The 26,885-nt window shown below is 61.6% G+C and carries 24 protein-coding genes; 14 read left to right on the top strand and 10 right to left on the bottom strand.

Translation table 11 applies throughout. The annotated features are described in order from the left end of the window. Positions 1-8 precede the first annotated feature (8 nt). Positions 9-917, bottom strand: coding sequence for a LysR family transcriptional regulator (locus tag NXC14_RS17550; protein WP_085779216.1), 909 nt, complete (start codon positions 915-917; stop codon positions 9-11). A gap of 116 nt (positions 918-1,033) precedes the next feature. Between NXC14_RS17550 and NXC14_RS17545 the strand changes: the two genes are divergently transcribed. Further along, positions 1,034-1,777, top strand: a complete 744-nt coding sequence (locus NXC14_RS17545; protein WP_085779215.1) for an SDR family oxidoreductase — start codon at positions 1,034-1,036, stop codon at positions 1,775-1,777. A 242-nt stretch (positions 1,778-2,019) separates the two neighbouring features. On the opposite strand, the gene NXC14_RS17540 is transcribed toward NXC14_RS17545, so the two are convergent. Continuing rightward, a complete protein-coding gene (locus NXC14_RS17540; protein WP_085779214.1) occupies positions 2,020-2,931 on the bottom strand; it encodes a LysR family transcriptional regulator in 912 nt (303 codons plus the stop codon). 163 nt (positions 2,932-3,094) lie between these two features. On the opposite strand from NXC14_RS17540, the gene NXC14_RS17535 reads away from it, so the two are divergent. The 5 genes from NXC14_RS17535 to NXC14_RS17515 all read left to right on the top strand — a co-directional run bounded on the left by NXC14_RS17535 (position 3,095) and on the right by NXC14_RS17515 (position 11,712). After that, the gene (locus NXC14_RS17535; RefSeq protein ID WP_085779213.1) at positions 3,095-3,910 is read left to right on the top strand and encodes an alpha/beta hydrolase; all 816 of its coding nucleotides are present in this window, start codon (positions 3,095-3,097) and stop codon (positions 3,908-3,910) included. A 46-nt stretch (positions 3,911-3,956) separates the two neighbouring features. Further along, the gene (locus tag NXC14_RS17530; protein WP_085779212.1) at positions 3,957-5,147 is read left to right on the top strand and encodes an efflux RND transporter periplasmic adaptor subunit; all 1,191 of its coding nucleotides are present in this window, start codon (positions 3,957-3,959) and stop codon (positions 5,145-5,147) included. Positions 5,148-5,265: 118 nt separating this feature from the next. Then, complete coding sequence (locus tag NXC14_RS17525; RefSeq protein ID WP_085779211.1) at positions 5,266-8,466, top strand: multidrug efflux RND transporter permease subunit; 3,201 nt, start codon at positions 5,266-5,268, stop codon at positions 8,464-8,466. A 285-nt stretch (positions 8,467-8,751) separates the two neighbouring features. Continuing rightward, positions 8,752-10,536: an IlvD/Edd family dehydratase gene (locus NXC14_RS17520; RefSeq protein ID WP_085779210.1), complete on the top strand. Its 1,785-nt coding sequence runs from the start codon at positions 8,752-8,754 to the stop codon at positions 10,534-10,536. Between the two features lie 327 nt (positions 10,537-10,863). Continuing rightward, on the top strand, positions 10,864-11,712 hold the full coding sequence (locus NXC14_RS17515) for a GNAT family N-acetyltransferase (RefSeq protein WP_085779209.1): 849 nt from the start codon (positions 10,864-10,866) through the stop codon (positions 11,710-11,712). Between the two features lie 2 nt (positions 11,713-11,714). Here NXC14_RS17515 and NXC14_RS17510 read toward each other — a convergent pair whose 3' ends face one another. Further along, a complete protein-coding gene (locus NXC14_RS17510) occupies positions 11,715-12,632 on the bottom strand; it encodes a DMT family transporter (protein WP_085779208.1) in 918 nt (305 codons plus the stop codon). Positions 12,633-12,824: 192 nt separating this feature from the next. Here NXC14_RS17510 and NXC14_RS17505 point away from each other — a divergent pair, with 192 nt between their 5' ends. Continuing rightward, positions 12,825-14,123: an adenylosuccinate synthase gene (locus tag NXC14_RS17505; protein ID WP_085779207.1), complete on the top strand. Its 1,299-nt coding sequence runs from the start codon at positions 12,825-12,827 to the stop codon at positions 14,121-14,123. Between the two features lie 60 nt (positions 14,124-14,183). Next, positions 14,184-16,670 (top strand): hypothetical protein, encoded by a 2,487-nt coding sequence (locus tag NXC14_RS17500; RefSeq protein ID WP_085779206.1) that lies wholly within the window; start codon positions 14,184-14,186, stop codon positions 16,668-16,670. Between the two features lie 296 nt (positions 16,671-16,966). Here NXC14_RS17500 and rpoH read toward each other — a convergent pair whose 3' ends face one another. Beyond that, positions 16,967-17,875: an RNA polymerase sigma factor RpoH gene (gene rpoH / locus NXC14_RS17495; protein WP_085779205.1), complete on the bottom strand. Its 909-nt coding sequence runs from the start codon at positions 17,873-17,875 to the stop codon at positions 16,967-16,969. A 189-nt stretch (positions 17,876-18,064) separates the two neighbouring features. Next, positions 18,065-19,090 carry an RluA family pseudouridine synthase gene (locus tag NXC14_RS17490; RefSeq protein ID WP_085779204.1) on the bottom strand — a complete coding sequence of 342 codons (1,026 nt, stop codon included), beginning with the start codon at positions 19,088-19,090 and terminating at the stop codon, positions 18,065-18,067. 41 nt (positions 19,091-19,131) lie between these two features. Between NXC14_RS17490 and NXC14_RS17485 the strand changes: the two genes are divergently transcribed. After that, positions 19,132-19,515, top strand: a complete 384-nt coding sequence (locus NXC14_RS17485; protein ID WP_085779203.1) for a hypothetical protein — start codon at positions 19,132-19,134, stop codon at positions 19,513-19,515. Positions 19,516-19,521: 6 nt separating this feature from the next. Then, the gene (locus tag NXC14_RS17480) at positions 19,522-20,343 is read left to right on the top strand and encodes an RNA methyltransferase (protein WP_085779202.1); all 822 of its coding nucleotides are present in this window, start codon (positions 19,522-19,524) and stop codon (positions 20,341-20,343) included. A gap of 3 nt (positions 20,344-20,346) precedes the next feature. Here the strand turns inward: NXC14_RS17480 and NXC14_RS17475 are convergent, their stop codons facing one another. Together NXC14_RS17475 and NXC14_RS17470 are read right to left on the bottom strand one after the other, a co-directional pair. Continuing rightward, complete coding sequence (locus tag NXC14_RS17475) at positions 20,347-21,507, bottom strand: hypothetical protein (protein WP_085779201.1); 1,161 nt, start codon at positions 21,505-21,507, stop codon at positions 20,347-20,349. A gap of 116 nt (positions 21,508-21,623) precedes the next feature. After that, on the bottom strand, positions 21,624-22,211 hold the full coding sequence (locus NXC14_RS17470; protein WP_085779200.1) for an EipA family protein: 588 nt from the start codon (positions 22,209-22,211) through the stop codon (positions 21,624-21,626). 194 nt (positions 22,212-22,405) lie between these two features. On the opposite strand from NXC14_RS17470, the gene NXC14_RS17465 reads away from it, so the two are divergent. Together NXC14_RS17465 and NXC14_RS17460 are read left to right on the top strand one after the other, a co-directional pair. After that, the gene (locus NXC14_RS17465; protein WP_085780171.1) at positions 22,406-23,053 is read left to right on the top strand and encodes a histidine phosphotransferase family protein; all 648 of its coding nucleotides are present in this window, start codon (positions 22,406-22,408) and stop codon (positions 23,051-23,053) included. A gap of 118 nt (positions 23,054-23,171) precedes the next feature. Beyond that, the gene (locus NXC14_RS17460; protein ID WP_011426567.1) at positions 23,172-23,534 is read left to right on the top strand and encodes a response regulator; all 363 of its coding nucleotides are present in this window, start codon (positions 23,172-23,174) and stop codon (positions 23,532-23,534) included. Positions 23,535-23,751: 217 nt separating this feature from the next. On the opposite strand, the gene ctrA is transcribed toward NXC14_RS17460, so the two are convergent. After that, positions 23,752-24,453, bottom strand: a complete 702-nt coding sequence (gene ctrA, locus NXC14_RS17455) for a cell cycle two-component system response regulator CtrA (RefSeq protein WP_007533606.1) — start codon at positions 24,451-24,453, stop codon at positions 23,752-23,754. Between the two features lie 438 nt (positions 24,454-24,891). Here ctrA and NXC14_RS17450 point away from each other — a divergent pair, with 438 nt between their 5' ends. Beyond that, a complete protein-coding gene (locus NXC14_RS17450) occupies positions 24,892-25,245 on the top strand; it encodes a flagellar export protein FliJ (RefSeq protein WP_085779199.1) in 354 nt (117 codons plus the stop codon). Between the two features lie 156 nt (positions 25,246-25,401). On the opposite strand, the gene NXC14_RS17445 is transcribed toward NXC14_RS17450, so the two are convergent. Continuing rightward, positions 25,402-25,680 carry a GNAT family N-acetyltransferase gene (locus NXC14_RS17445; protein ID WP_085779198.1) on the bottom strand — a complete coding sequence of 93 codons (279 nt, stop codon included), beginning with the start codon at positions 25,678-25,680 and terminating at the stop codon, positions 25,402-25,404. 135 nt (positions 25,681-25,815) lie between these two features. Between NXC14_RS17445 and NXC14_RS17440 the strand changes: the two genes are divergently transcribed. Further along, positions 25,816-26,283: a paraquat-inducible protein A gene (locus NXC14_RS17440; protein ID WP_085779197.1), complete on the top strand. Its 468-nt coding sequence runs from the start codon at positions 25,816-25,818 to the stop codon at positions 26,281-26,283. A 21-nt stretch (positions 26,284-26,304) separates the two neighbouring features. Here the strand turns inward: NXC14_RS17440 and NXC14_RS17435 are convergent, their stop codons facing one another. Then, entirely contained in the window at positions 26,305-26,580 is a 276-nt protein-coding gene (locus NXC14_RS17435; protein ID WP_007533628.1) for a DUF1153 domain-containing protein, read from the bottom strand. Between the last annotated feature and the right edge of the window lie 305 nt (positions 26,581-26,885).

Below are 26,885 nucleotides of genomic sequence, written 5' to 3'. Positions count from 1 at the left end.
CGCTTATATTAGCAAAGCGTGTTTTTGGAATTTTGTCGAGCGAAGAGCTTCACCAGCCAATCGATGAAAACGCGGACGCGGGGCGAAAGCTGGCGGTTGCGGGGGTAGAGCAGGGAAGCCGGGGTCGGGGTCGGTGGAAAATCCCGGAGCACGTGGACCAGCGTGCCGTCGGACAGATCTTTTTCGGCGTGGTAGCGCGGGATGTGAATCAGGCCGAGGCCCATCCTCGCTGCCGCAACATAGCTTTCAGCGGCGTTGACCGTGATCGTCGCTGGAATGGTTATGTTACGTGCCGCACCGCCGATGGTGAATTCAAGCGGGAGCAGACTGCCGGTGCTGCTGGAGTGGAAGCCGACCATGCGATGGCCGGCAAGCCGGTCAGGATGCTGCGGCGGGCCGCGGGCGGCGATATAGGCGGGAGAGGCGAGCGTGACCTCATCAAGCATGGCGACGCGCCTGATGACCATGTCGCTGTCGGCAGGCGTGCCGACGCGCAGCACGCAATCGATGCCCTCGCGCACCAGATCGACCAGCCGATCGCCTTCGCTCATATAGAACTCGATCTCGGGATAGGTCTCCAGAAAGGACGGCAGGCTCGGCAGCACGAAATGGCGCGCGAGCGTGCCGTGCAGATCGACGCGCAGCAGGCCTTTCGGTCTGGCGCCTGCAAAGGCTCCTTCCGCATCCTCGATGTCGGCGAGGATCGACAGGCAGCGCTGGTAGTAGGCCTCGCCGTCGAGCGTCGGGCTGACATGGCGTGTCGTGCGCTGGAGCAGGCGCACGCCGAGGCGGGCCTCGAGCTGCTTGACCGCGTCGGTAACGGTCGAGCGCGGCAGGCCCGTGTCTTCCGCTGCGAGGGTGAAGCTGCGGCGCTCCACAACACGGCAGAACACACGCATGGCATCGAATCTGTCCATCTTGTTTGTTCGTGTTCTCCGGATAGTGATGCCGGAGAATGCACGATTAACCGGCACAAGAAAAGGCGCATCTTCTTCTCATCGAAAACGCGCTGCGGCGTAAAAGGAGAAGAACAATGGCTTCCAACAAAGACAGCAAGGTCGCACTCGTCACCGGCGCTTCCCGCGGTATCGGCGCGGCCGTTGCCAGACGCCTCGCCAGGGAGGGTTTCACCGTCGTCGTCAACTATGCCGGCAGTGCGGCAGCGGCCGAGGACCTCGCCCGGGAGATCGAACAGGCTGGCGGCAGGGCGCTGACGGCCAAGGCGGATGTCAGCAATGCTGAAGCCGTCCGGCGGATGTTCGACGCTGCGGAAGGCGCCTTTGGCGGCGTTGATGTGCTTGTCAACAATGCCGGCATCATGATGCTGTCGCCGCTCGCCGAGACTGACGACGAAAACTTCGATCGCCAGATCGGCGTCAATCTCAAGGGCACGTTCAATACACTCAGGGAAGCGGCCCGGCGTCTGCGCGATGGCGGCAGGGTCATCAACTTTTCGACTTCGGTCGTCGGCTTGAAGCTCGAAACCTACGGCGTTTACGCCGCCACCAAGGCCGCCGTCGAAACGCTGACGGCAATCATGGCCAAGGAGATGCGCGGCCGTAACATCACCGTCAACGCCATTGCGCCCGGGCCGGTGGCGACCGATCTTTTCCTCAATGGCAAGACGGAGGAACTCATTACCCGCATGTCGAAGATGAATCCGCTGGAACGGCTCGGATCGCCCGAGGACATTGCCTCCGCAGTCGCCTTTCTCGCCGGCCCGGACGGCGGCTGGATCAATGGTCAGACACTGCGCGCCAACGGCGGCGTGATCTGATGAAGGCGCCCTCATCGCAATCATGTGATTGAAGATTGTAGGTCTCCCCCCTTACAATCGTGTGGAGAGTGCCTATAGTTGTTTTATCGCGAGAGAGTGGAGTTCCCTGACGCTCTCTCCCGAACCTCCAGAGCCTGCCGCGCCCAGTCTGCGGCGCGACAGGTCCGATGTTCAAATTTTACGGCCCGTCGAAGGTTTCTCTGCCTTCCGGGCCGTCTCTGTTTGCCGCCGCGTGGCATGCTCTAGAAATCGTTCAGCTTGGCCTCGACCAGGAGCTTGACCAGCCAATCGACGAAGACGCGGACTTTGTTGCTGAGGTGGCGGTTCGGCGGATAGACCACATAGAGCGGCACCGGGTCACGGCGCCAGTCCGGCAGCACGCGGACGAGTTCGCCCCGCCGCATCGGTTCACGCGCCATGAAGGTCGGCACCTGCGCGACGCCGAGCCCCGTCAGGGCCGCGGTCAGATAGGTGCGGCTGTCATTGACCGAGGCAATGCAGCGTGGGGTCGTCTCGACCATTTCGTTGCCCCTGCGGAATTCGAAAGGCAGCGTCCGGTTGTTCTGGGCGCGGAAATAATTGACGGAGTAGTGCGTGGTCTCCAAATCCTCAGGCCGTTCGGGCATGCCGAATTTCTGAATGTAGCTCGGCGAAGCGCAGGTGATCAGCTCCATCTCCGAAACCCGCCGGGCGATCAGTGACTGATCGGTGGGCGTACCGGCCCGCAGCGCGCAATCGACGTTTTCGACCAGATAGTCTACCGTGCGGTCCCCGACGCCCAGGTCCAGACGGATATCGGGATAGCGCTGGTAGAAGTCGCAAAGTGCCGGAACGACAATGGCGTCGGCAAAAGCGCCGCTCATTTCGATGCGCAACCGCCCACTCGGCAGGCTTTGCGAATTGGAGAGGCTGCCATCGAGTTCCTCCAGCTCGGAGATGATCTGGGCGGCGCGTTCGTAATAAAGTGCACCGTCGGTGGTCACCATGACCCGGCGCGTGGTGCGGTTCAGGAGCTTGGTGCGCAGATGCGCTTCGAGGCCCTGAATAAGGTTGGTCACCGTCGCCTTGGGCATGGCGAGCATGTCGGCGGCGCGGGTGAAGTTGCCCGTCTCCACGACGCGGATGAAGACGCGCATTGCCGAAAGTTGATCCATCGGTTTCAATCCGCAGTTTGCGTTGCACCATTATTCGAGAATCGGAACAGTGTTATCGTGATATTGCTTCTTATTCCCTGTTCTGAATAACAATATCTTTTTTATACGAAATGCAAGCGGCAGGTGTTGTGTGCCTGCGGTTGCGTGCAAAGAGACCGGACCGATGACGGTAGAATGGAAGGACATGATGCTGGACAAGGTGGCCATCGGCCCCGTTTCCGCGCGTGTCTACCAGGGCGCCGATTACGGCAAGGGTCCGCCCATCGTGCTTTACCTGCATGGGGGCGCATTTCTCGACAGCGAAACGAATGTTGACCGGCCGGTTGCCGTCAGTCTCGCCAAAGCCGGCGCCATCGTCGCCGCCGTCGACTACAGCACACTGTCCGGCAACCTCTTTCCGAAGGCATTGGAAGTCTCCTTCTCCGTTTTCACCTATCTCGCCAACAAGCGCGCCGCCGGTCTCGGCGACCGGAAGTCGCTGCTGTTTGTCGCCGGCGAGGAGGCGGGCGGCAATGTCGCGGCCGGAGTGGCGCTCAAGGCGCGCGATCAGATGCCGCACGCGCTCGACGGCCAAGTACTGATTTCACCGCTGCTCGATCCCTTCATGGGCACGTCGTCCATCCGCAAGGCCGAAGCGATCGGCATGCGGCAGCGCTGGGCGGACGGCTGGAGCCATTATCTGAGCGGTGGCGGCTGCCACCCCTACGCGGCCCCCTGCCTCTGTTCGCGTCTTTCAGGCGTCGCGCCGGCGCTGATATTCACCGCGGAGGATGATCCCCTGCACGACGAAACACTTGGTTACGGTGCCCGCCTGAAAAAGGCCGGCGTCGGTGTGCGCCAGCATGTCCTTCCCGCCGGGACGGGCTGGCCCTCGATTTATGGTGGGAAATCTGGGGAGACACCCGACTGGCAGGAACACGTCAGCCGCCATTTCGGAAGTTTCCTTCAGGACGTAAGCGTCCAACCGCAATTGCATTGAAGAAGATCTGATATTTCGGCGGCCTGAGGCCGCAAGGAGAGTACTGATGACGTCCAGAAGCAAGCGCTGGGCCCTCGTGGGCGCCGGCATAGGACTTATTGCGTCCGTTTCAGGCGCTGCATTGTTTTTCGAGCTGCCGATGAGCACGACGGCTACGGCAGCTTCCGCTCCCGCGCAGCCTCCTGCCGTACCGGTGACGGTGGCCATGGTCGAAGCCCGCGACGTGACGGCCTGGGAGACCTTTTCCGGCCGTCTCGAAGCGGTCGATCGTGTCCAGGTCCGTCCCCGTGTCGAAGGCGCCATCCTTTCGGTGGCTTTCCGTGAGGGGGCGCTGGTGAAGCAGGGTGACCTGCTCTTCACCATCGATCCGGCTCCTTACCAGGCTAGCGTGGCGCAGGCTCAAGGCCAGGTCGCTTCGGCCGAAGCCAAGGTCAGCCTGGCGCAGACCGAGCTTGACCGCGGCCGCAGGCTGTCCGACAACCGCACCATCTCCCAGAGCGATCTCGATCAGCGCCAGAGCGCGCTGGCCGAGGCGCAGGCAGGACTGCGATCAGCGCAGGCTGCGTTGCAGTCGGCCCAGCTCAATCTCGATTACACTCAGGTGCGGGCGCCGGTTTCCGGCCGCATCGGCAAGATCGAGGTGACGACAGGCAACCTGGTTGCGGCCGGATCGGCTTCGCCTGCGCTGACGACACTCGTTTCGGTTGATCCGATCTATGCGAGCTTCAACGCCAGCGAAGAGATGGTGACCCGCGCTCTCGCCCAGTTGCCGCAGACGGATGGCGCTCTGCCGCCCGTCGAAGAGATTCCGGTCGAGGTCGGCACGCTCGCCGACGAAGGCACGCCGATCAAGGGCAAGCTGCAGCTGATCGACAACGAGGTCGACGCATCGAGCGGCACCATCAGGGTGCGCGCCGTCTTCGATAATCCGGGCGGACGCCTTATCCCCGGCCAGTTCGTGCGCGTGCGCATGGGCCAGCCGAAGGCTGAGAACAAGATCGTCATCAGCGACCGCGCCGTCGGCACGGACCAGGACAAGAAGTTCGTCTTCGTCGTCGACGGCGACAACAAGGTCGCGTACCGGCAGGTCCAGCTCGGTGCTCTGGCTGACGGCCAGCGGGTGGTTGAAAGCGGCCTCACCGCCGGCGAAAAGATCGTCGTCAACGGCTTGCAGCGCATCCGTCCGGGCGCCGTCGTCATTCCGCAGATGGAAGAGAAAGTCGCGACCGCGCAGTAAGACGCAGCCTTCCCCTCTCGGGGAGGGCCAATATCCGAAATGACAGGACCCGCCGGCGGCTCCCCAAACCGCCGGAAAGGGACGTTGCATCCATGTTCACCCCGGAGAGGGCTTTGATATGAACATCTCCAGATTCTTTGTCGACCGGCCGGTCTTTGCCGGCGTTCTTTCGGTCCTCATCGTGGTTGCCGGCCTGATCGGCCTGCGCGCGCTGCCGATTTCCGAATATCCAAACGTCGTGCCGCCGTCGGTCGTCGTGCGCGCCACCTATCCCGGCGCCAATCCGAGCGTCATTGCCGAAACGGTGGCAACACCGCTCGAAGAGCAGATCAACGGCGTCGAGGACATGCTCTACATGTCGAGCCAGGCAACCTCGGATGGCGTGCTCAACGTAACCGTCACCTTCAAGCTCGGCACCGATCCAGACAAGGCGCAGCAGCTCGTCCAGAACCGCGTCAGCCAGGCCGAACCGCGCCTGCCGGCGGAAGTGCGCGCGCTCGGGATCACCACAGTCAAGAGCTCGCCCGACTTCATCATGGTCGTCAACCTTGTCTCCGACGGGAACAGCCACGACATCACCTATCTTCGCAACTACGCGACCTTGAACATCAAGGATCGGCTCGCCCGCATCCCCGGCGTCGGCCAGGTGCAGGTCTTCGGCGCCGGCGATTATTCGATGCGTGTCTGGATCGACCCGCAGAAGGCCGCCGAGCATGAACTTGCCGCCAGCGACATCAGCAACGCGATCAGCTCGCAGAACGTCCAGGCGGCCGCCGGCATTATCGGGGCGTCGCCGAGCCAGCCGGGCGTCGACCTGCAGCTCAACGTGAATGCACAGGGCCGCCTGCGCACGCCCGAGGAGTTCGGCAACATCATCGTCAAGACGGGGGCCAATGGGGAGATCACCCGCCTTCGCGACGTCGCCCGCATTGAGCTTGGTGCCGCCGACTATACGCTAAGGTCGCTGCTCGACGGCAAGCCGGCCGTTGCCGTTGCCGCCCTTCAGGCGCCCGGCTCGAATGCGATCGAAATCGCCGACAATGTGCGCGCAACCATGGATCAGCTGCAATTGGCCATGCCTGAGGGCGTCAAATACGAGATCGTCTACGATACGACGAAATTCGTGCGCTCCTCGATCGAGAAGGTCATCGACACGCTGCTCGAAGCCATCGCGCTCGTCGTCCTCGTCGTCATCGTCTTCCTGCAGACATGGCGCGCGTCGATCATTCCGCTGATCGCGGTTCCGGTCTCGATCATCGGCACCTTCGCGGTCATGTATGTCTTCGGCTTCTCGATCAACGCGCTCAGTCTGTTCGGGTTGGTGCTAGCGATCGGTATCGTGGTGGACGACGCCATCGTGGTGGTGGAAAACGTCGAGCGCAATATCGAGCATGGCCTGTCGCCGCGCGCGGCCACCTATAAGGCGATGAAGGAAGTGTCCGGTCCGATCATCGCGATCGCATTGGTGCTCGTCGCGGTCTTCGTGCCGCTCGCCTTTATCTCTGGCCTGTCGGGTCAATTCTACCGTCAGTTCGCGCTGACGATCGCGATCTCGACCGTCATCTCGGCCTTCAACTCGCTGACCCTGTCACCGGCGCTTGCCGCCCTTCTGCTGAAGGGCCACGACGCGCCCAAGGACTGGCTCACGCGCTTCATGGACGCGATCTTCGGTTGGTTCTTCCGTGGCTTCAACCGCGTCTTCGGCGCAGGCTCGAATGCCTATGGCAAAGGTGTTGGCGGCCTGGTGTCGCGCAAGAGCATCGTCATGGTGGTCTACCTGGCGCTGGTCGGCGCGACCTACAGCATGTTCACCACGGTTCCCGGCGGCTTCGTGCCGTCGCAGGACAAGCAATATCTGATCGGCTTCGCTCAGCTGCCGGATGCCGCAAGCCTCGATCGCACGGAAGACGTCATCAAGCGCATGACCGATATCGCGCTCGCGCAGCCCGGCGTCGCCAATGCAATCGCCTTCCCCGGCCTGTCGATCAACGGCTTCACCAACTCCTCGAATGCCGGCATCGTCTTCGTGACGCTGAAGGATTTCGAGGAGCGCAAGACGCCGGATCTTTCTGGCGGCGCCATCGCCATGGCGCTGAACCAGAAATTCGGCGCAATCCAGGATGCCTTCATCGCCATGTTCCCGCCGCCGCCGGTCAACGGTCTCGGCACGACGGGCGGTTTCAAGCTGCAGATCGAGGATCGCGCAGGCTTGGGCAACCAGGCGCTCGACGAGGCGACCAAGGCAGTGCTTGCCAAGGCCTACCAGACGCCTGAGCTCGCCGGGCTGTTCTCCAGCTTCCAGATCAACGTGCCGCAGCTCTATGCCGATCTCGACCGCGCCAAGGCCGAGCAGCTCGGAGTGTCCGTCACCGACGTCTTCCAGACGCTGCAGATCTATCTCGGCTCGCTCTATGTGAACGACTTCAACGCCTTCGGCCGCACCTACAGCGTCCGTGTGCAGGCCGACGCGAAATTCCGCGCTCAGCCGGAAGATATCGGTCAGCTGAAGGTTCGTTCGGCGTCGGGCCAGATGATCCCGCTTTCGGCACTTCTGAAGGTGGAGCCGAGCACGGGTCCGGAGCGGGCGAACCGCTATAACGGCTTCCTCGCCGCCGATATCAACGGCGGGCCGGCGCCGGGCTTCTCGTCCGGCCAGGCACAGGCGGCGATCGAGAAGATCCTACACGAGACGCTGCCTGCTGGCATCGACTTCGAATGGACGGACCTGACCTATCAGCAGATCCTTGCCGGCAATTCGAGCGTCGTCGTCTTCCCGCTCGCGCTGTTGCTGGTGTTCCTGGTGCTTGCCGCCCAGTATGAAAGCCTGACCCTGCCGCTGGCGATCATCATGATCGTACCTATGGGCGTCCTGGCCGCTCTGACAGGCGTCTGGCTCACCGGCGGAGATAACAACATCTTCACCCAGATCGGCCTGGTCGTCCTTGTCGGCCTGTCGGCGAAGAACGCGATCCTCATCGTGGAATTCGCTCGCGAACTGGAGTTCGAGGGCCGGACGCCGCGCGAAGCCGCGGTCGAAGCCAGCCGCCTGCGCCTTCGCCCGATCCTCATGACTTCCATGGCCTTCATCATGGGCGTCGTGCCGCTCGTCGTCTCGACCGGCGCCGGCGCGGAAATGCGCGCGGCGATGGGCGTTGCGGTGTTCTCGGGCATGATCGGCGTGACTTTCTTCGGCATCTTCATGACGCCGGTGTTCTACGTGCTGCTGCGGCGGCTGACGGGCAATCGCCCGCTCATCCAGCACAAGCCGGACGAACACAAGGAGGAAGAGGCCGAGGTCATTCGGCTCGCGGCGGAATAAGCGGAATTCAACCTTCCTTTGTCGAGTAAATCGGGCGGGAACTTCGGTTCTCGCCCGTATCGTTTTGTGACACCCGATGAAAATGCGTTACGTTCATCAAAACGGTTGCAACCGTGGAGGAGGGGACTATCAAAGGCGGATAGCAGCTGGGAGGATCGGCGCGGGCCCCGCTGTCCGGATAAGCAAGACCGGCAAAGCCGACGCGCTTGCGGAAGTTGGTGAGGCGGACTGCAGCGCTTGGCTTCTAAATTTCGAAGAGAAGAGTGGCCGATCGGGAGGATAATGATGACGGACCGCCAACCGAAGAAACGCCGCCTGCGTTCGCAGGATTGGTTCGACAATCCCGATCATATCGACATGGCGGCGCTCTATCTCGAGCGTTTCATGAATTACGGCATCACCCCGGAAGAGCTGCGCTCGGGCAAGCCGATCATCGGGATTGCCCAAAGCGGCAGCGATCTAACGCCCTGCAACAGAGTGCATATCGAGCTCGCCAAGCGCGTGCGCGACGGCATTCGCGACGCAGGCGGAATACCGATCGAGTTTCCGACACATCCGATCTTCGAGAACTGCAAGCGTCCGACCGCCGCCCTCGATCGCAATCTTGCCTATCTCGGCCTCGTCGAAATCCTCTACGGCTATCCACTCGACGGTGTCGTGTTGACTACCGGCTGCGACAAGACCACGCCTTCTGCGATCATGGCTGCTTCGACGGTCGATATTCCGGCTATCGTGCTTTCCGGCGGTCCGATGCTCGATGGCTGGCACGAAGGGGAACTGGCCGGTTCCGGCACCGTCATCTGGCGGATGCGGCGGAAATATGCGGCAGGCGAGATCGATCGGGAGGAGTTCCTGCAGGCAGCGCTCGACTCGGCTCCGTCCGTTGGCCATTGCAACACGATGGGCACAGCCTCAACGATGAATGCGCTGGCGGAAGCACTCGGCCTGTCGCTCACCGGCTGTGGCGCCATCCCGGCCGCCTACCGCGAGCGGGGGCAGATGGCCTACCGCACCGGACGGCGCGCCGTCGAGATCGTGTTCGAGGATCTGAAGCCATCGGATATCCTGACGCGGGCTGCTTTCCTCAATGCGATCCGCACCAATTCGGCGATCGGCGGCTCGACCAATGCGCAGCCGCATCTGGCTGCGATGGCGAAACATGCCGGTGTCGAACTTTATCCCGATGATTGGCAGGTGCACGGCTTCGATATCCCCCTTTTGGCCAATATCCAGCCGGCCGGCGCCTATCTCGGCGAGCGCTACCACCGCGCCGGCGGCACGCCGGCGATCATGTGGGAGCTGCTGCAGGCCGGAAAACTCGACGGCGATTGTCGCACAGTGACGGGGAGGACCATGGCCGAGAACCTCAACGGTCGGCAGGCCAGCGACCGGGAGGTCATTCGGCCATTCGACGAACCGCTGAAGGAGCGGGCGGGCTTCCTCGTTCTCAAGGGCAATCTCTTCGATTTCGCGATCATGAAGATGAGCGTCGTCTCGGAGGATTTCCGCCAGCGCTATCTTCTGGAACCCGGGCGGGAAGGTGTATTCGAGGGCAAGGCGGTGGTTTTCGACGGTTCCGAGGATTATCACAAGCGCATCAACGACCCCGAACTCGGCATCGACGAGGATACCATCCTCGTCATCCGCGGCGCGGGGCCGCTCGGCTGGCCGGGATCGGCCGAGGTCGTCAATATGCAGCCGCCGGATCATCTGTTGAAGCGTGGCATTCGCAGCCTGCCGACAATCGGCGACGGGCGTCAGTCGGGCACCGCCGACAGCCCGTCGATCCTCAATGCATCACCGGAAAGCGCTGCCGGGGGCGGCCTCGCCTGGCTTCGCACCGGCGATATCATCCGCATCGACTTCAACCAGGGGCGCTGCGACATGTTGGTCGACGACGCGGAGATCGAGCGGCGCAGGAGCGACGGTATTCCGCCGGTGCCGGCAGATGCCACGCCATGGCAGCAGATCTACCGCCGCTCGGTGACGCAGCTGTCGGACGGCGCGGTTCTGGAAGGTGCGTCGGAGTTTCGCCAGATCGCGAAAAACCCGCCACGGCACAACCATTGATTCTGGCGCAGGGCAGCGATAGTGGCTAATTTCCGCTGAAATGCTTCCCGTCCTCCGGGTTGAGTAAGCGAGAGATTTCGGCGCGACATTTATCCGCGCCGGAAGTTATTGGGCGCCAAGTAATTTTCTTGAGCTTGCAACGGCATTGTTTCATGGTAATGCGGAAACGAAGCTTACTGCATTGCATCGAAAACGATTATACGCGTGGTCAAGACCATCGGCGCGGCTTCTCCATCGTTCGTCCGGTGCGATCGGGTGGCGGTGATCTGAAAATTGCTTTGCCGTCGGCGGGATGGACTTGCGGGACATTCAATCTGGGAAGGTCGCATGAATTCGGAATTTGCCGTTCGTTCGATGCGGCCCGGCGAATTGGAACTCGTGCTCGAATGGGCGCGTCAGGAGGGGTGGAATCCGGGTCTCGACGATTCGCTTGCATTCCTCGAAGCCGATCCGTCGGGATTTTTCGTCGGCTCTATCGGTGAAGTCCCCGTCGGCTCGATCTCGGTCGTCAAATATGGGGACAGCTTCGCCTTTCTCGGCCTCTACATCGTCCACCCGGATTTCCGCGGCAAGGGTTACGGCAAGGCGATCTGGGAAGCGGGGATTGCCACGGCGGAAGGCCGAACGATCGGTCTCGACGGCGTTGCCGCGCAGCAGGGGAACTATCGCAAGGCCGGCTTCGAGCCCGCCTATTCCACCATTCGTTACGGCGGTGTTGCCTCCTCTTTGCCGGCCTCCACGCTTGTCGCGCAGCCGGTGCTGGACTCACGCCTGGAAGGATTGCAGCGTTATGATGCGGCGATCTTTCCGCAGCCGCGGGATGCCTTCCTCGCCGCCTGGTGCACCAGCCGCAAGGGGCGGCGTACGGCCGTAGTCCGCAAAAGCCACAAGATCCGCGGTTACGGCACGATTCGCCGCTGTTACGAGGGCTACAAGATCGGCCCGCTTTTCGCCAACGATGCAGACAGCGCCGCGGCACTGCTTGCCGGATTGATCCCCGAGGCAAAGGGCGCTCAGATCTTCATCGATATCCCCGCCGACAATCGCGAGGCGATTGCACTTGCCGAAGGCATGGGTCTTCAGCCGGTGTTCGAGACCATGCGGATGTATCGAGGACCCGCCCCGGCGATCCCGCTGAAACACGTCTTCGGCGTGACGACGCTGGAGCTTGGTTAAGCCTAATCCACGGGGGAGGCGGGCACGGTTGGAGCGGACGCTTTCGGCCGGCCCTTTTCGGCGATTGCGATGCCGCCGAGCGTCAGCATCAGCGCTACCATATGGAAGGACTGAAGCCTTTCTCCGATCAGTACGACGGAAAGCAGTGTTCCGAATACCGGCACGAGATTGATGAAGAGACCGGCGCGGTTGGCGCCGATAGCCTCAACGCCTTTGATATAAAGGATCTGCGCCAGCAATGAGGGGAAGATCGCTGTATAGAAGGTGATGCTCCAGCCGGCCTGGTCAGGCCACTGCGCAGCGCTGCGGCCGATCTCCCAGAGAAGCAGCGGCAGCGAGGTCAGCATGGCGGCGAGGGCAGGGAAGGCCATTAGCGTGCGCCAGTCGACCGGCGGTTTCCAGCGCAGGAAAATCGTGTAGAGCGAATAGGCGGCAATAGCGATCAGCATCAGCCCGTCGCCGCGGTTGAGCTGCAACTGCAGCAGCGTGGCGAGGTCGCCATGGGCGGCGGTCAGCGCCACGCCCATCAGCGTCATGCCGAAGCCGAGACATTGCGCCAGCGAGATGCCAGTGCGGAAAAAGAAAAAATTCAACAGGAAGATCAGCATCGGAATGCCGGCTTGCTCGATGGCGACGTTGATCGCCGTTGTATATTGCACTGCCGAATAGAGCATGGCGTTGAAGAGCGTGTAGCCAATGGCGCCGTAGCAAAGAAGCAGCGGCAGGTTTTTCCTCGCCACGGGCCAATCCTTCTTCAGTTGCGGCACAGATATGATGGCGATGAACGCGACGGCGAGGAACCAGCGCAGAAAGGTCAGCATCATTGGGCTGATATGGCCGACCGCGAGTTTGCCGGCGACGGAGTTGCCGCCCCAGCAGAGGGTGGCGATGACGAGGCAGATATAGGCTGTGGCTTGCAAGAGCGTTCTTCCTCGTCTTCTTGCGATCGAAGTTCGGATTTTTCCCAGGGGAAATAGACTGCCGGCTGCTGATTTGTCACGTAAAAAGCCCAATCGTCTGTGACAACAGGGTCGCTTTCCCAAAAACAAAGCTTTATAGATGCGCGGGTTTGAGCAGGTGCGCGGTTTTCCGCCGGTAACAGGAAGAGTTGGATGACGAACGTAGTCGTGGTCGGTTCGCAATGGGGTGACGAAGGCAAAGGCAAGATTGTCGATTGGCTTTCGGAACGTGCGGATATTGTCGTGCGCTATCAGGGCGGCCACAATGCCGGCCATACGCTCGTCATCGACGGCACGAGCTATAAGCTCTCGCTGTTGCCCTCCGGCGTCGTGCGTCCCGGCAAGATGGCGGTGATCGGCAACGGCGTCGTCGTCGATCCGCATGCGCTGATCGCTGAGATCGGCCGACTGGAGGCGCAGGGCGTGACGGTTACGCCTGACAATCTGCGCATCGCCGACAATGCGACGCTCATCCTGTCGCTGCATCGCGAGCTCGACGCGATGCGCGAGGATGCCGCGTCCAACAGCGGCACCAAGATTGGCACGACGCGCCGCGGCATCGGTCCGGCCTATGAGGACAAGGTCGGCCGCCGCGCCATCCGGGTCATGGATCTCGCCGATCTCGACAGTCTTTCCGGCAAGGTCGACCGTATCCTGACGCATCACAATGCGCTTCGCCGCGGCCTCGGAGTCGCCGAGATCAGCCACCAGGCGATCATGGACGAGCTGACCTCAATCGCCGATCGGGTGCTGCCATTCCGCGACACGGTCTGGCTTTTGCTTGATAGGGAGCGCCGCAAGGGCGCCCGCATCCTGTTCGAAGGTGCGCAGGGCAGCCTGCTCGACATCGATCACGGCACCTATCCTTTCGTGACCTCCTCCAACACCGTGGCTGGCCAGGCGGCGGCCGGTTCCGGCATGGGGCCAGGCTCGCTCGGCTATATCCTCGGCATCACCAAGGCCTATACGACACGCGTCGGCGAAGGCCCGTTCCCGACGGAGCTGACCGACGAAATTGGCCAGTTCCTGGGTGAGAAGGGGCATGAGTTCGGTACCGTGACAGGGCGCAAGCGCCGCTGCGGCTGGTTCGACGCGGCACTGGTGCGTCAGTCGGTTGCGACCAACGGCATTACCGGCATCGCGCTTACGAAGCTCGATGTGCTCGACGGTCTCGAGGAACTGAAGATCTGCGTCGGTTATATGCTCGACGGGGAACAGATTGATCATCTTCCCGCAAGCCAGGGAGCGCAAGCTCGGGTCGAACCGATCTATGTCACGCTTGAGGGATGGAAGGAATCGACCGTCGGCGCCCGCAGCTGGGCGGATCTTCCGGCACAGGCGATCAAATATGTTCGCCAAGTCGAGGAACTGATCGGGGCGCCGGTCGCGCTCCTTTCCACCAGCCCGGAGCGAGACGACACGATACTTGTGACCGATCCGTTTGAGGATTAAGGTCACGGCCCACTGTGGAGGACAGTTCGGCAGAAGGTCGGACTTCTTGAGAAAGTAAGAATGGCGGATTTTATTGCAGTTATTCGGCGGGCCGTCGACGGCTTGGCTGAAAACACCCCCGAGATGCGGGTGAAAGTCTACGAACGTGCTCGCGGTGCAGTGCAGCGGCAGCTCGAGAACATGAAGCCGCGTCCGCCGGAAGCCATGCTGCAACGCCAGCTCGAAAAGCTCGAGGCCGCCATCCGCGAAGTGGAGGCTGAAAACTCCGAAGCGCTGCCCCTCGAGGAGACGGTCGGCGCCGGTGCTGCGCCGGAAACCTTGGAAGAACAAGCGGTTCCTGACGAAAGCACCTTGCCGCCTGCGCCCCAGACCGCTGTCGGCGAGCCGGCCGGTGAAGCCGATGTGGAACCGGCGACGGCCGACGCCGCCCATGAGCCGGATCACCATGAAGCTGACACACGGCAGGAAACTGAGGAAGAGGTCGCGGCCGAGGAGCCGCTTTCCGCGGAAGCTGAGGCCGCACAAACACCTGTTTCCGCTGAGACAGCTGCACCCGCCGAGACCTATTGGCATCCCTCGCATGAGGAGGAGGCTCCGGCCGAGGAATGGCATGCCGGCGAGGCGCGTGACGTCGCCGCCGAAGAAATGCAGCCGGAACATCACGGCTTCGAAACGCCACCTGCCGATCATTCTTACGAGGAAGCCGACGAGCATCGTGCCGATGAAGAGCATCCCGTGGAGGCCGAGGAGATCGCGGCCGAACCGGCGATGGCGGAAAGCCGTGAGCCCAAGGCCGAGGCCGCTTACGAGCCCATCGAGTCGTTTCAGCCGATCACACGCGGCCTAGAGCATGCATCCAACCGGCTCGTGGAGCCGGTCGCCGATTTCAATCGTGCCCAGGAATTCGTCGAACATAGCCGCGAGCAGCCGCTGCAGGCGGATGCTGCGGGACATTTCGATCCTGTCTGGGCCGAGCCTGCCGTCGAGACGCCGGCTCCGGCGCCCAAGGATGCGGAGACCGAATGGGCCGAAGAGGAGCTCCGCCAATATTCGGAAACGGCGCCAGTTACCGCCGACGCTTCGGCGCGTGCCTTCGAAGACGTGATATCGAGCCTCGAAAAAATGGCGCCCGCCGCTGTCATGCCGGCCGCCAAGGAAGCTTTCTCCTGGGAGAAGGCTGCCTTCGACGACCTGCCGCCGCTCGAGGCGGGCACCGACAAGAAGACGCCGGTGTCCTCGCATTTCGACGACGTTGATGTCTTTGCGGAGGTGCACGACGGCAAGCCTACACCTCCCGCCGGCGCGCCGAGCGAGGCATGGCGCGAAGCGAAGGCGCTGCGGGGCTATGACCGCCGCGGCCCGATCGCCACTGACGATGACGACGCCAACCCGGCGATGGATATCGATCAGATCGTCGCCTCGAAGCTGCAGGGCAAGAATTTCCGCATGGAACCGAAGCGCCGCCGCTTCGGCATCGGCACGATAATTACTCTTCTCTTCGCGCTTATCCTGATCGGTGGCGGCGCCTATGCCGGCTGGGTGAACAGAGAAGCGCTGGTGGCGATGGTCGATGGGCTTGTCAGTTCGGCACCGTCGCAGGCTACGAGGAACGAGGCGGCAATGACGCCGGCGGGCTCCGAGACGCCGGCCCAGCCCGCGCCGACGCCAGCCCAGCCAGCCGCACCAGAAGCACAGAATACGCCGCCGGCGCCGGCACAGCCTAACCAGCAAGTAGCGTCCTTGAACAATGACGGCGCGGCGGCCAATTCCAAATTCACGCAACGACTGCTTTCCGACGGGACCGAAGTCGACAGCGGCCCGGCGACGGTGCCGGGAACGCCGACGGCTGAAGGAAAATCGGTGGCCGAGCAGAACGTCGCGGCGGCGGATACGCCGGCGGCCAGTGCGCAAGGCGATGCGGCCCCGCCCGAAACGCTGACGCCCAACGGTCCTGCGGCATCGCCGCAGCAGGCTGCGCCGGTTGGTTCGTCGGAAAAAATGTTCCTCTATGAGGAGCGTATCGGCCAGAGCTCGCCGACGGCGATCGAGGGAACAGTCGTCTGGACCGTCCAGCACGAGGCCGGCCAGGACGGCCGGCAGGAAGCGACGGTACAAGGCAATGTCACCGTTCCCGAGCGCAACCTCTCGGCTCTCGTCACCTTCAAGCGCAATTCCGATCCGTCGCTTCCGGCGAGCCATCTCGTCGAGATCGTCTTTTCGGTGCCGCCCAATTTTGAAGGCGGCAGCATCGAAAGCGTCCAGCGCATCTCGATGAAGCGCACCGAGCAGGATCGCGGCGATGCGCTGATCGCGGTTCCGGCCAAGATCACGGATGATTTTCACATGATCGCGCTCAACGACTATCCCGATGCGCGCAAGGCCAATCTCGATCTGCTGTCGACCCGCAACTGGATCGATATTCCGATCACCTACCGCAACGGCCGCCGTGCGCTGCTGACGATGGAGAAGGGTGGTACGGGAACGGATGCCTTCAATACAGCCATCAAGGAGTGGACTGCACTCGGGGATGTCTCGACGAGCCAGTGAGTGGGTCTCGGTGCGTTGTGCCACCGGCCCCCTCATCCGCCTGCCGGCACCTCCCCGCGGGGGAGAAGGGAATCGTGGCAGCGTCCTGTCTTTCTTAAAGCATTCCTTTTGGATATGAGGGCGAGCAGCTTTCTTCTCCTCTTCTCCCCAGGGGGAGAAGGTGGCCCGAAGGCTCGGATGAGGGGGCTGCACGGCACGCCCTTCAACGTCCTTCCTGCCGGCATCGCCCGCCACAAAACAAAAACGCCACCTCCCGCATCCGGAAGGTGGCGTTTCCAACCGTCAGTTCAGTTCTATCAGGCCGTGGCTTCGACGACGCGAATGGCCTTGGCGCGTTCCAGGGCTTCCTTGCGGACAGCATCCTGCACCTTTTCAAAGGCGCGGACCTCGATCTGGCGGACGCGTTCGCGGCTGATGTCGAACTCGGCCGAGAGATCCTCCAGCGTCACCGGATCCTCGGCAAGGCGGCGGGCTTCGAAGATGCGGCGCTCGCGTTCGTTCAGAACACTCATTGCTTTTGCCAGCATGCGCCGGCGGGTTTCGAGCTCATCCTGTTCGATCAGCACGTCTTCCTGGCTGTCGTGGTCGTCCACAAGCCAATCCTGCCATTGACCGCTGTCGCCTTCGGCCGCCTTGATCGGCGCGTTCAGCGAAGCGTCGCCGGAGAGACGGCGGTTCATCGAGATGACCTCCTCCTCCGAGACATTCAGCTTGGTGGCGATTTCCGAGACGTGCTCCGGCTTCAGGTCGCCGTCGTCGATCGCCTGGATGCGGCCCTTCAGCCGGCGCAGGTTGAAGAACAGGCGCTTCTGGTTGGCCGTCGTGCCCATTTTCACCAGCGACCACGACCGCAGGATGTATTCCTGGATCGAGGCCTTGATCCACCACATGGCGTAGGTGGCGAGGCGGAAGCCGCGTTCGGGATCGAATTTCTTGACGGCCTGCATCAGACCGACGTTGCCTTCGGAGACAACTTCGCCGATCGGCAGGCCGTAGCCGCGATAGCCCATCGCGATCTTCGCGACGAGGCGAAGATGGCTGGTGACGAGCTTATGGGCAGCGTCGCGGTCGCCATGCTCGGCATAACGCTTGGCCAGCATATATTCCTGCTGCGGCTCCAGCATCGGGAACTTGCGTATTTCGTCTAGATAACGGTTGAGACCGGCTTCGCCGGCGGTAATGGACGGCAAGGTATTTCGGGCCATATTGCACCCTCCTAAAGTGAATTCCGGTTCCCGATGGAAACGCGCCCCCGCGTTAAAAGGCGAACCGGGACGTGCGGCTTTTGTTCCAAGCCCGCACTAAGTCCATATACAGATAAGTATGGCGAAACGGCGGTTCAAGGTGCTGCTCACGCAGGTGTGAGGCGGCGAGAGCGGTATCCCGGACCGCCTTTATCGTCGCAAAGCTTCGACCAGTTTCATCATATCGTCCGGCAGCGGCAATTCGAAATGCATGAGTTCGCCGGTGCGGGGATGCTCGAATTGCAGCATGAAGGCATGCAGTGCCTGACGGCGGAAACCGTTGACGATCTTGCGGATTTCTTCGGGCAGAAGATTGGCCTTGGTCCTGAAGCCGGCGCCATAAACGGTGTCGCCAACGAGCGGATGACCGATATGGGCCATGTGCACGCGGATCTGATGGGTGCGACCGGTTTCCAAGTGGCACTCGACCAGCGAAGCGAGCGCGGTCGCGTCAGGGTTTTCCTGGAAGCGCTCGATTACTTCGTAGTGGGTGATCGCCGCGTCCGCATCCTGGCTGTCGGGGCGCTTGACGGCCCGGCGGGTGCGGTCGCCGGTGGCGCGGCCGAGAGGCGCATCGATTGTTCCCGACAGAGTGCGGGGACGGCCCCAGACGACTGCCCGATAGGCCCGCTCCAGCGGCATGGTGCGGCCGTGGTCGGCAAATTGAAGCGAGAGGTGGCGATGGGCGACGTCGTTCTTGGCGACGACCATGACGCCTGTCGTGTCCTTGTCGAGACGATGGACAATGCCGGGACGGCGCACGCCGCCGATGCCTGAGAGCGTATCGCCGCAATGATGGATCAGCGCGTTGACCAGCGTTCCTGTCCAGTTGCCAGAGCCGGGATGGACGACCAGACCCGCCGGTTTCGATATGACGATAAGGTCATCGTCCTCATGCAGGATGTCGAGCGGGATATCTTCACCCTTTGGGGTCGGGTCCTCCGGCTCGGGCAGGGTGATCTCGAAACTGTCGCCGACGCGCACCTTGCGCTGCGGATCGGTAACCTGCTCGCCTCTCAAAGAAACCAGCCCCTCCTTGATCAGCGCCTTGATGCGGCTACGGGAAAAATCCTCACCGACCTGCGCCGTCAGCCAGGCGTCGAGCCGGCCTTCGGCGGTTTCATCGGCGGTCAGGACTTTTCTAATGCCGGCTGCTTGTTTAAAGGGGTCGCTCAAGACGCTTCTTCTCCGACGTATTTTTAGAACGGAACGCACAGATGACAGCAATCGAGCCAGACGACCAGGAAGAGAAGCCCCTTGATCCGGCGATGGAAAGTGTCCGGCGCAAGATGGTCCGCCTGCAGATTGTTTCCGGCGCCATCATGTTCGTCAGCCTTATGGCGGTCTTCGGCGCTGTTGTCTACAAGACGATGCGCGAGCCCAAGGAGACTGCGTCCACTGCCGCAGCCTCCGGCGTGCCTGCGGATGCACCGCTTGCGGCGAGCCTCTCCCTGCCTCTCGGGTTCAAGGTGCAGTCCACCTCGTTTTCGGCGGGACAGATGCTGTTCTATGGAGAAACGGTTGAAGGCACGAGGAAGGCGCTGGTATTCGATCTGAGGACCGGCCGCACGGTCGCCGACGTCACCGTCGGGGGAAATTGAGGCGGGATGGTCGCCCCGATCGTCATCGACAGCGCCAACGATCCACGCATCGCCGAGTTTCGCGATATAAGAGAGCGTGACCTGACGGGCCGGGAAAACCGCTTTATCGCCGAAGGCACTGTCGTGCTGCGCATGCTCGTCGAGGCGCATGCGGCACGTCGCGGCTTCTCGGCCGAGAAAATCCTGCTGCTGCGCAATCGCGTCGACGGCCTGCAATCCATCCTGGAACGGTTTCCGGCTAGTGTGCCGGTTTATGTCGCCGAGGCCGAAGTGCTCGATGGTGTCGTCGGCTTTCATCTGCATCGCGGCGTTCTCGCCCTTGGAAAGCGAGAGGACCGTGGCGAGGCGGCACTTCTCGACGCATTGCCGGAACGGGCGCTGGTGCTGGTCGGCTGCGGCATTTCCAACCACGACAATGCCGGCTCGATGTTTCGCAATGCTGCTGCCTTCCGGGCGGATGCTGTGTTGCTCGACGAAACCTGCTGCGATCCGCTCTATCGCAAGGCGTTACGTGTGTCGGTCGGCTCGGTGCTTAGCGTTCCGCACCGGCGCGGCGGCAAGGCGCTGGACCTGCTCCGGACGCTTGCCCAACGGGGCTTTGCCATCTGGACGCTTTCGCCGCACGGAAAGACCGACATCCGCGCCATTCCCGCTGCGGCACGCATGGCGCTCGTCATCGGCACGGAGGGGGAGGGCTTGCCGGAGGCGCTGCTGGCGCGGTTTCAGAGCGCGCGCATTCCCCAATCGGACGAGCTCGATAGTCTCAACGCGGCAACTGCGACAGGGATCGCATTGTTTTCCATGGCCTCCGCCATGGGGCGGCTATGAGCTTTAACGCAGCGGATTGGCGATGATGGCGGCCGCCCTGTCTGCAAGACTGACGCGATCGCTCGGATTTTTGTTGCCGGCATCCGGCAGTAGCGCGCGGATCGGCGACGAAGGGCCTTCGTTGAGTGCGGTCAGCGCCACCATGTTGGCGGCGATCGAGGCGATCTCCTCGCGGATCGCGCCATCGCGTCCGGTGACGGACTTTGCCTTCTGCAAGCGTTCGGCAAGGGCGGCGCTGCGCTTGCGGACATCCTCGCCTATCTCAGCCGTCACAGCGGCCATGTCGAGCACGGATGCGGTCGTGTCTTCGACTGTCAGTTCCGTCGGTAGTTCTGCCGCTATCTTGGCCAGGCCGGCGTCGCGCAGCACCCGGTTGATCTTGCGGATCTCGGCATTGGCGGCTTTCAACTGCTCCTTCAACTTGGCGATCTCCTGCTGACGGCGGGCGAGCTGCGTTTCCTTCTCGGAGGCGGAAGCACTTTCGCGCGCAGCCTTGTCCTCCAGGCGGATCACCAAATGCTGCTGCTGCGTCAGTTTCTGCTCGACATCCCTAGCCCGCTTCTGCAGCAAGTTGACGTCCTGGCGCAAGGTGTCGCGTTCGTCGCACAACGCGTTGGCGCGGAATTTCAGGCTTTCCGCTTCGGTCTCACGCGCGGCGAGATCGATTCTCAGCCCGTCGGCCTGTTCGCTGAGTTTGCTCAGCCGCGTCCGCATTGCCGTCAGTTCGGCCTCCTTGTTGGCGGCGGATTGTTCGGCAATATGCAGATTGGTCTTCAGTTGGCTGATATAGCTCTCATCCTTACGCAGGTGCGAGCGCTGCTCGGCCGCCTCGACGTGCATCTCGCCGATCTGGGCCTGCAATTCGCCAATCTCGGCGGCGAGCCTGCCGGCATCGACGGCGAGCGCATCGTGGCGCAGCTGGAGAGACAGGGATTTCTCGCGCTCACGCAGAAGGTCCTGGGTGGTGCGGGCATTTTCGGCGGCATGAAGCGCGCGCACCATATCCTTCTGGGCGCGAACCTCCTGCGGGCTCAGGGGCATTGTCGCCTTCAGGCGGTTCTCGGTATACCAGACAATGCGGCGGTGAACGGCCGGCGAAACCAGAAAGACGAGGAAGGCCGCGGTCAGGAAGCCCAATCCGAACAAGAGAGCGTATTCGATCACGGCGCGGCCATCGGTTCGACAGTTAATGCGGGGTCAGCCGCGATGATTAAAGAGGCATGGCACGCATGGCAAGGCCGCCGGCGCCGGCGGCGGCCGATTCCTGCCGCTTTACGGCCTCAGAAGGGGTTCCAGGTCGGCGCTTGGGTGATCTTGAGATAACCCACATTGACCCCGAGGCGGGCGCCGACGCCGGTGCGGATCGGCACAACCAGCACGTCATTGTTTTTCAGCACCGTCATGCCGAAGCCGGCGATCACATAGGCCGAACCGCTGACGCCGCCGAAGCGGGCATAGATGCCGTCGATAGAGGGCAGGTCGTAGACCAGCATCATGACGCGCGAACCCTGGCCGCCGTAATCGATGCCGAGAGACGGGCCCTGCCAGTAGAGCGGATGCTCGCCGGCATTCTTGGTGTTGAGTTGGCCCTCGCCGTAGGTGAGACCGGCGATGAAGGCGCCGCCGCCTTCCTGCCCGAGAATATAACCGTTCGGCAGGCCGTATTTCTGGAAGGCGCTCTCGACCACCTTGGCAAGGCCGCCACTGGCTGAGCCGAAGAAGGAGTGGCCGGTATCGATGATTTCCTGCATCGTATACTGCCCGTTGTTCTGGGCGGCGGCCGGCGCGGCAATCATCAGCGAGGAGAAGACGAGGGCCGAAAGCAACCTGCAGAAGCCAATGAATCGGTGCGGAAATCGAGGGCGCATGATGTCATCCGTTCGTCGTTTGGCTGGAGCGGGCACCCGCTCGCGTCGATTGCTGCATTTTGCGCCGATGATCTTAACAATCGGTTTACCAAATATGGTGTCATTATGGCGCGGAATACGATCGCAAACTTCGCGCAATTTTGATGAAGCATATTTGCGGGCGCGATGAGATTGCCGCCTTTCAGGAGACGATGATGTCCAAGAACCCGAACCTCACCCTGTCCGGCCCGGATCTGGCCGCGCTTCTCTGCAGCCGCGTTTGCCACGACGTCATCTCGCCCGTCGGCGCGATCAACAACGGCCTGGAACTCTTGGATGAAGGCGGCGCTGATTCCGATGCAATGGATCTGATCCGCACCAGTGCGCTCAACGCCTCGGTCCGTTTGAAATTCGCGCGCCTCGCCTTCGGCGCCTCCGGATCCGTCGGGGCCTCGATCGATACCGGCGAGGCCGAGCGGGCCGCGAAGGATTTTGCACTCGCCGAGAAGAAGACCGAGGTGATCTGGAATGGACCGCGTGCCATCGTCGCCAAGAACCGCGTCAAGCTGCTGCTCAACCTCTTCCTCGTCGCCTATTCGGCGATTCCGCGCGGCGGGGTGCTCGAGGTAACGCTCGAAAATCCCGAATTCGACGCCAAGTTCACGCTGACGGCGAAAGGCAAGTTGATGCGTCTGCCGCCGAAATTCGTCGAGATATCGACGGGCACGATCGAGGAAGCGATCGACGCCCATTCGATCCAGCCGTACTACGCCGTGCTTCTGGCCGAGGAGTGCGGAATGACGCTTGACCACAGCGCAAGCCCGGACGAACTGGTGTTTACTGCGACGGTTGCTGCGGTCTGATTTTCGGGTGCAGCAGCATGCTCTCGCCCGTCTGGTAACGATTCCTTAGCCTGATGGACCTATTCTCTTAGGTTGTGGAAGACCCCTCGTTACGACGAATGCGGGGAAAGGAGCAGTCATGCAAAGGTTCATGATCACCGATAATTCGGATATTGTCCGTAAGGTCGGCAAGCGCATTCTCTCCGAACTCGACTTTCTCGTCAGCGAGGCCTCCAATGCCGCCGAGGCGCTGCAGCGCTGCCAGACAGAGTTGCCGGAATACCTGATCGTCGATTCCGGCATGGAAGGTGCGCTCGATCTCATCGCGGCCATCCGCGCCATGGACGGCGGCAAAGAGGTCAAGATCTATTACTGCGTTATCGAGGCGGATCTAAAGAAGCTGATGGCGGGTAAACGAGCCGGCGCCACCGATTTCCTGCTGAAGCCGTTCGATCGTAAGATCCTAACCGCGGTTTTCGGAAACCGCGCGATTGCTGCCTGACAGCAGCTTTCTTCCCGGCCGCATCGGCCGTCCCCGAGCATAGTGCCGAAAGCGCCGCCGGGCTCCGGCTGACGCTGCGCTTTTCCTTGACCGGGATATCAGCCTATTCGACCAGATCAAGCGGGCTCCCTCTAATGCGACGGCAGCGCCGGCGGTACAAACGAAAAATCCCGCCGAAAGGGCGGGATTTCTTCATCCGATAAGGGGGATCGGAAGATCAAGCGGTTTCCGCATATTCGGTGCCATCCGGCTCGCGAAGAACGTAACCACGGCCCCAGACGGTTTCGATGTAGTTGGCGCCGCCGGCGGCGTTGGCGAGCTTCTTGCGCAGCTTGCAGATGAAGACGTCGATGATCTTCAGTTCCGGCTCGTCCATACCGCCGTAAAGGTGGTTCAGGAACATTTCCTTGGTGAGCGTGGTGCCCTTGCGAAGCGACAGCAGCTCCAGCATCTGATATTCCTTGCCCGTCAGGTGGACGCGCTGGCCTCCGACTTCGACAGTCTTGGCGTCAAGATTGACGATCAACTCGCCGGTCATGATGACCGACTGGGCGTGACCCTTGGAGCGGCGAACGATAGCGTGGATGCGGGCGACCAGTTCGTCCTTGTGGAACGGCTTGGTCATGTAGTCGTCGGCGCCGAAGCCGAGGCCGCGAACCTTGTCCTCGATGCCTGCCATGCCCGACAGAATCAGGATCGGTGTCTTGACCTTGGAAAGCCGGAGAGTGCGGAGCACTTCATATCCGGACATGTCGGGCAGGTTCAGATCGAGAAGGATGATGTCGTAATCATACAGCTTGCCCAGATCGACGCCTTCTTCACCGAGATCGGTGGTGTAAACATTAAAACTTTCTGATTTGAGCATCAATTCGATGCTCTGCGCCGTAGCGCTGTCATCCTCGATGAGAAGTACCCGCATAATTATCCCCTTTACCGCCGCCGAAAGGTGGTCTGGCCCCCAACACGCTACCCGAACAAGCTACGTGATTTGGAAGCTGCCACGAAATGGTTAACAAATTCTAATTCACTCTGGCAAGGAGTATCGAATTTATTAAATAATTTTTCCATTTCTCTGTTTTCCAATAGGAATCTCAAAAAGGCGTTCCTCAACTTTAACATTAGGAAACAGCGCTAAGTGATTCATCCGACTCGCCAATGAAAAGGTTCGAACTTCATGCCGTGGCATTTACCGACCCTTAAATCATCGGGCCTATCATTAACGATGCCCGTAAACGAAAGGTTACCAGCGGTAGGTTTTTGTTAATATCGCAGGAAATTTTTTAGCAAACCGTGTCAAAGCGGCGCGCAGGGCGGTTTTCAAGTTGAGCCGGGGTCTCGCATCACGGGAGTAATGCGTATGAAGTCGCGAGAAAGTCTCGTTCGCCTGAAAGAGTTTCAGGTGAACGAAAAACGACGTCAATTGCAGCAATTGCAGATGATGATGTCCGAATTCGAACGGATGACGAAGGATCTGGAGAGCCAGATCGTCGTCGAGGAAAAGAAGTCCGGTATATCCGACCCGAATCACTTTGCTTATCCGACCTTCGCCAAGGCCGCGCGTCAGCGGGCCGACAACCTGCAGGTTTCAATCAAGGAACTGAAGATGCAGGAAGAGGCGCTGGAATTGGCGCTTGAGGAGATGCAGGCGGAATTTGCAAGGGCGACGGCGCTGGAAGAACGTGACAGCGGCGCCCGCGCCGCCAGGGCCTGAGAGAAAATGCGGGCGCCGGCGTCGGCGCCCCGGGATTCGCCAGAGAGAAGCCATGTATGATGGGCGTGCCGTCCGTCATACATGGCTTTTGGTGTTTCCCTTGTTTTGCGTCCGCACGCCGCCGCTCCACGCGACGACCGCTTCAAGCGTCGCGAATCAGTTCACGACATCCTGCCATTCCGGATGACGTTGTGCTTGCGCCTTGAAGAACGGACAGAGCGGAATGATCTTCCAACCGCCGGCGCGGGCCGCTCCCACCGCGTGAAGCGCCAATGCCTGGCCGACGCCCTTGCCACGCAGGGCATCGGGAACCGCCGTGTGATCGATGATCACGAGCTTCGGCGACGCACGTGAATAGGTCATCTCCGCCTCGTGTCCCTCGACATCCACGGCATAACGGCCGCCGGATTCGCCTTCCTCATTTCGGATATCCATCGTCTTTCCTCGTACTCAGATATTTATTGCAGCCGACGGTGACACGGCGGCGCGGTCGTGCCAAGCGGGTGGAACAGATCCTCAGGGAGACGCAGTGTTCATGAAAAATGTCGGATTTGCGCGAGGTCTTTGGGAATGAGCGCGCTTTCGATCGTCCGCCCTGCTCTTCTCGTGACAGCGCCGTTCCTCCTGGCGCTTGGCCTGATCTTGCCGCTGGTCCGTTTCGAGACGCTGTATTTCTTCGATCAGACTCCGTCGCTCATCGAAATCGTCGTCTCGCTCTGGAAAGGCGGAGATGGGCTGCTGGCGCTGATCGTCGCGCTGGTCTCGATCGTGCTTCCGTTTCTGAAGATGATCGGGATTGCGGCGGAAGCGACGGCTGCCGGCAGCGGGGCCGGGAGCCTCTTCTATCGTCGCGTCGTGCCGCATCTGTCCAAGTGGTCAATGATGGACGTACTGCTTGTCGCGATCGTCATTGCGGCGGCGAAGACAACGGGGTTGGCGGATGCCTTCACGCAGCCCGGCCTCTGGTGCTACGCGGCCTCGTCAATGATTTCGGGCCTTCTTCATTCCCTGATGGGAGATGCGTCGGGCCCGAAATAAGTGGCGACGAATGGCGCGTGATCAGTGGCGATACTGCTGGATGCGGGTGGTGCGCAGCCCGGCGAGGCCGTGGCTGTTGATCGACGACTGCCAGGAAAGAAATTCTTCGACCGTGAGCGTGTAACGCTCGCAGGCCTCTTCCAAGCTCAACAGGCCACCGCGAACAGCCGCGACAACCTCTGCCTTGCGGCGGATTACCCAGCGCCGCGTATTGGGCGGCGGAAGGTCCGCGATGGTCAGGGGGCTGCCATCGGGGCCGATGACATATTTCACTCGGGGACGTATCATTTCGGTCATTGGACTCTCTACACAACGCAAGACCACGAGCGCCACTCTAGCCTGCCACATTTAAAAATTGCCTAAGCCCAACGTAAGACTTTGATAACAAATTTAGGTGCCGGAGTGGCCGGTGAACGAGCGAAAAAAATCTTGCCGGCTCTCACGAGCACGTCGATCTCTTCTATGGCATCAGACCGGTGACGCCGATGAAGCGTACGGTTCCGCCGATCTTCTGCGAGGATGGATCGATTGCGGGCGGTGCTGCCAATCAGGAAAATTGCCGCCTCGACGCGCTGTTCCAGGTGTCCGGCCTGAACATCCCT

Source organism: Rhizobium sp. NXC14, assembly GCF_002117485.1.
Taxonomy (GTDB): Bacteria; Pseudomonadota; Alphaproteobacteria; order Rhizobiales; family Rhizobiaceae; genus Rhizobium.
Note: the sequence above shows the minus strand (reverse complement) of the source record. Positions and strands in the feature narration are given on the sequence as shown.

Bases quoted from the DNA above. Each gene is read 5' to 3' on its own strand.
- NXC14_RS17550 (WP_085779216.1), bottom strand. From the start codon at position 917: ATGGACAGATTCGATGCCATGCGTGTGTTCTGCCGTGTTGTGGAGCGC.
- NXC14_RS17545 (WP_085779215.1), top strand. From the start codon at position 1,034: ATGGCTTCCAACAAAGACAGCAAGGTCGCACTCGTCACCGGCGCTTCC.
- NXC14_RS17540 (WP_085779214.1), bottom strand. From the start codon at position 2,931: ATGGATCAACTTTCGGCAATGCGCGTCTTCATCCGCGTCGTGGAGACG.
- NXC14_RS17535 (WP_085779213.1), top strand. From the start codon at position 3,095: ATGACGGTAGAATGGAAGGACATGATGCTGGACAAGGTGGCCATCGGC.
- NXC14_RS17530 (WP_085779212.1), top strand. From the start codon at position 3,957: ATGACGTCCAGAAGCAAGCGCTGGGCCCTCGTGGGCGCCGGCATAGGA.
- NXC14_RS17525 (WP_085779211.1), top strand. From the start codon at position 5,266: ATGAACATCTCCAGATTCTTTGTCGACCGGCCGGTCTTTGCCGGCGTT.
- NXC14_RS17520 (WP_085779210.1), top strand. From the start codon at position 8,752: ATGACGGACCGCCAACCGAAGAAACGCCGCCTGCGTTCGCAGGATTGG.
- NXC14_RS17515 (WP_085779209.1), top strand. From the start codon at position 10,864: ATGAATTCGGAATTTGCCGTTCGTTCGATGCGGCCCGGCGAATTGGAA.
- NXC14_RS17505 (WP_085779207.1), top strand. From the start codon at position 12,825: ATGACGAACGTAGTCGTGGTCGGTTCGCAATGGGGTGACGAAGGCAAA.
- NXC14_RS17500 (WP_085779206.1), top strand. From the start codon at position 14,184: ATGGCGGATTTTATTGCAGTTATTCGGCGGGCCGTCGACGGCTTGGCT.
- rpoH (WP_085779205.1), bottom strand. From the start codon at position 17,875: ATGGCCCGAAATACCTTGCCGTCCATTACCGCCGGCGAAGCCGGTCTC.
- NXC14_RS17485 (WP_085779203.1), top strand. From the start codon at position 19,132: ATGACAGCAATCGAGCCAGACGACCAGGAAGAGAAGCCCCTTGATCCG.
- NXC14_RS17480 (WP_085779202.1), top strand. From the start codon at position 19,522: ATGGTCGCCCCGATCGTCATCGACAGCGCCAACGATCCACGCATCGCC.
- NXC14_RS17470 (WP_085779200.1), bottom strand. From the start codon at position 22,211: ATGCGCCCTCGATTTCCGCACCGATTCATTGGCTTCTGCAGGTTGCTT.
- NXC14_RS17465 (WP_085780171.1), top strand. From the start codon at position 22,406: ATGTCCAAGAACCCGAACCTCACCCTGTCCGGCCCGGATCTGGCCGCG.
- NXC14_RS17460 (WP_011426567.1), top strand. From the start codon at position 23,172: ATGCAAAGGTTCATGATCACCGATAATTCGGATATTGTCCGTAAGGTC.
- ctrA (WP_007533606.1), bottom strand. From the start codon at position 24,453: ATGCGGGTACTTCTCATCGAGGATGACAGCGCTACGGCGCAGAGCATC.
- NXC14_RS17450 (WP_085779199.1), top strand. From the start codon at position 24,892: ATGAAGTCGCGAGAAAGTCTCGTTCGCCTGAAAGAGTTTCAGGTGAAC.
- NXC14_RS17445 (WP_085779198.1), bottom strand. From the start codon at position 25,680: ATGGATATCCGAAATGAGGAAGGCGAATCCGGCGGCCGTTATGCCGTG.
- NXC14_RS17440 (WP_085779197.1), top strand. From the start codon at position 25,816: ATGAGCGCGCTTTCGATCGTCCGCCCTGCTCTTCTCGTGACAGCGCCG.
- NXC14_RS17435 (WP_007533628.1), bottom strand. From the start codon at position 26,580: ATGACCGAAATGATACGTCCCCGAGTGAAATATGTCATCGGCCCCGAT.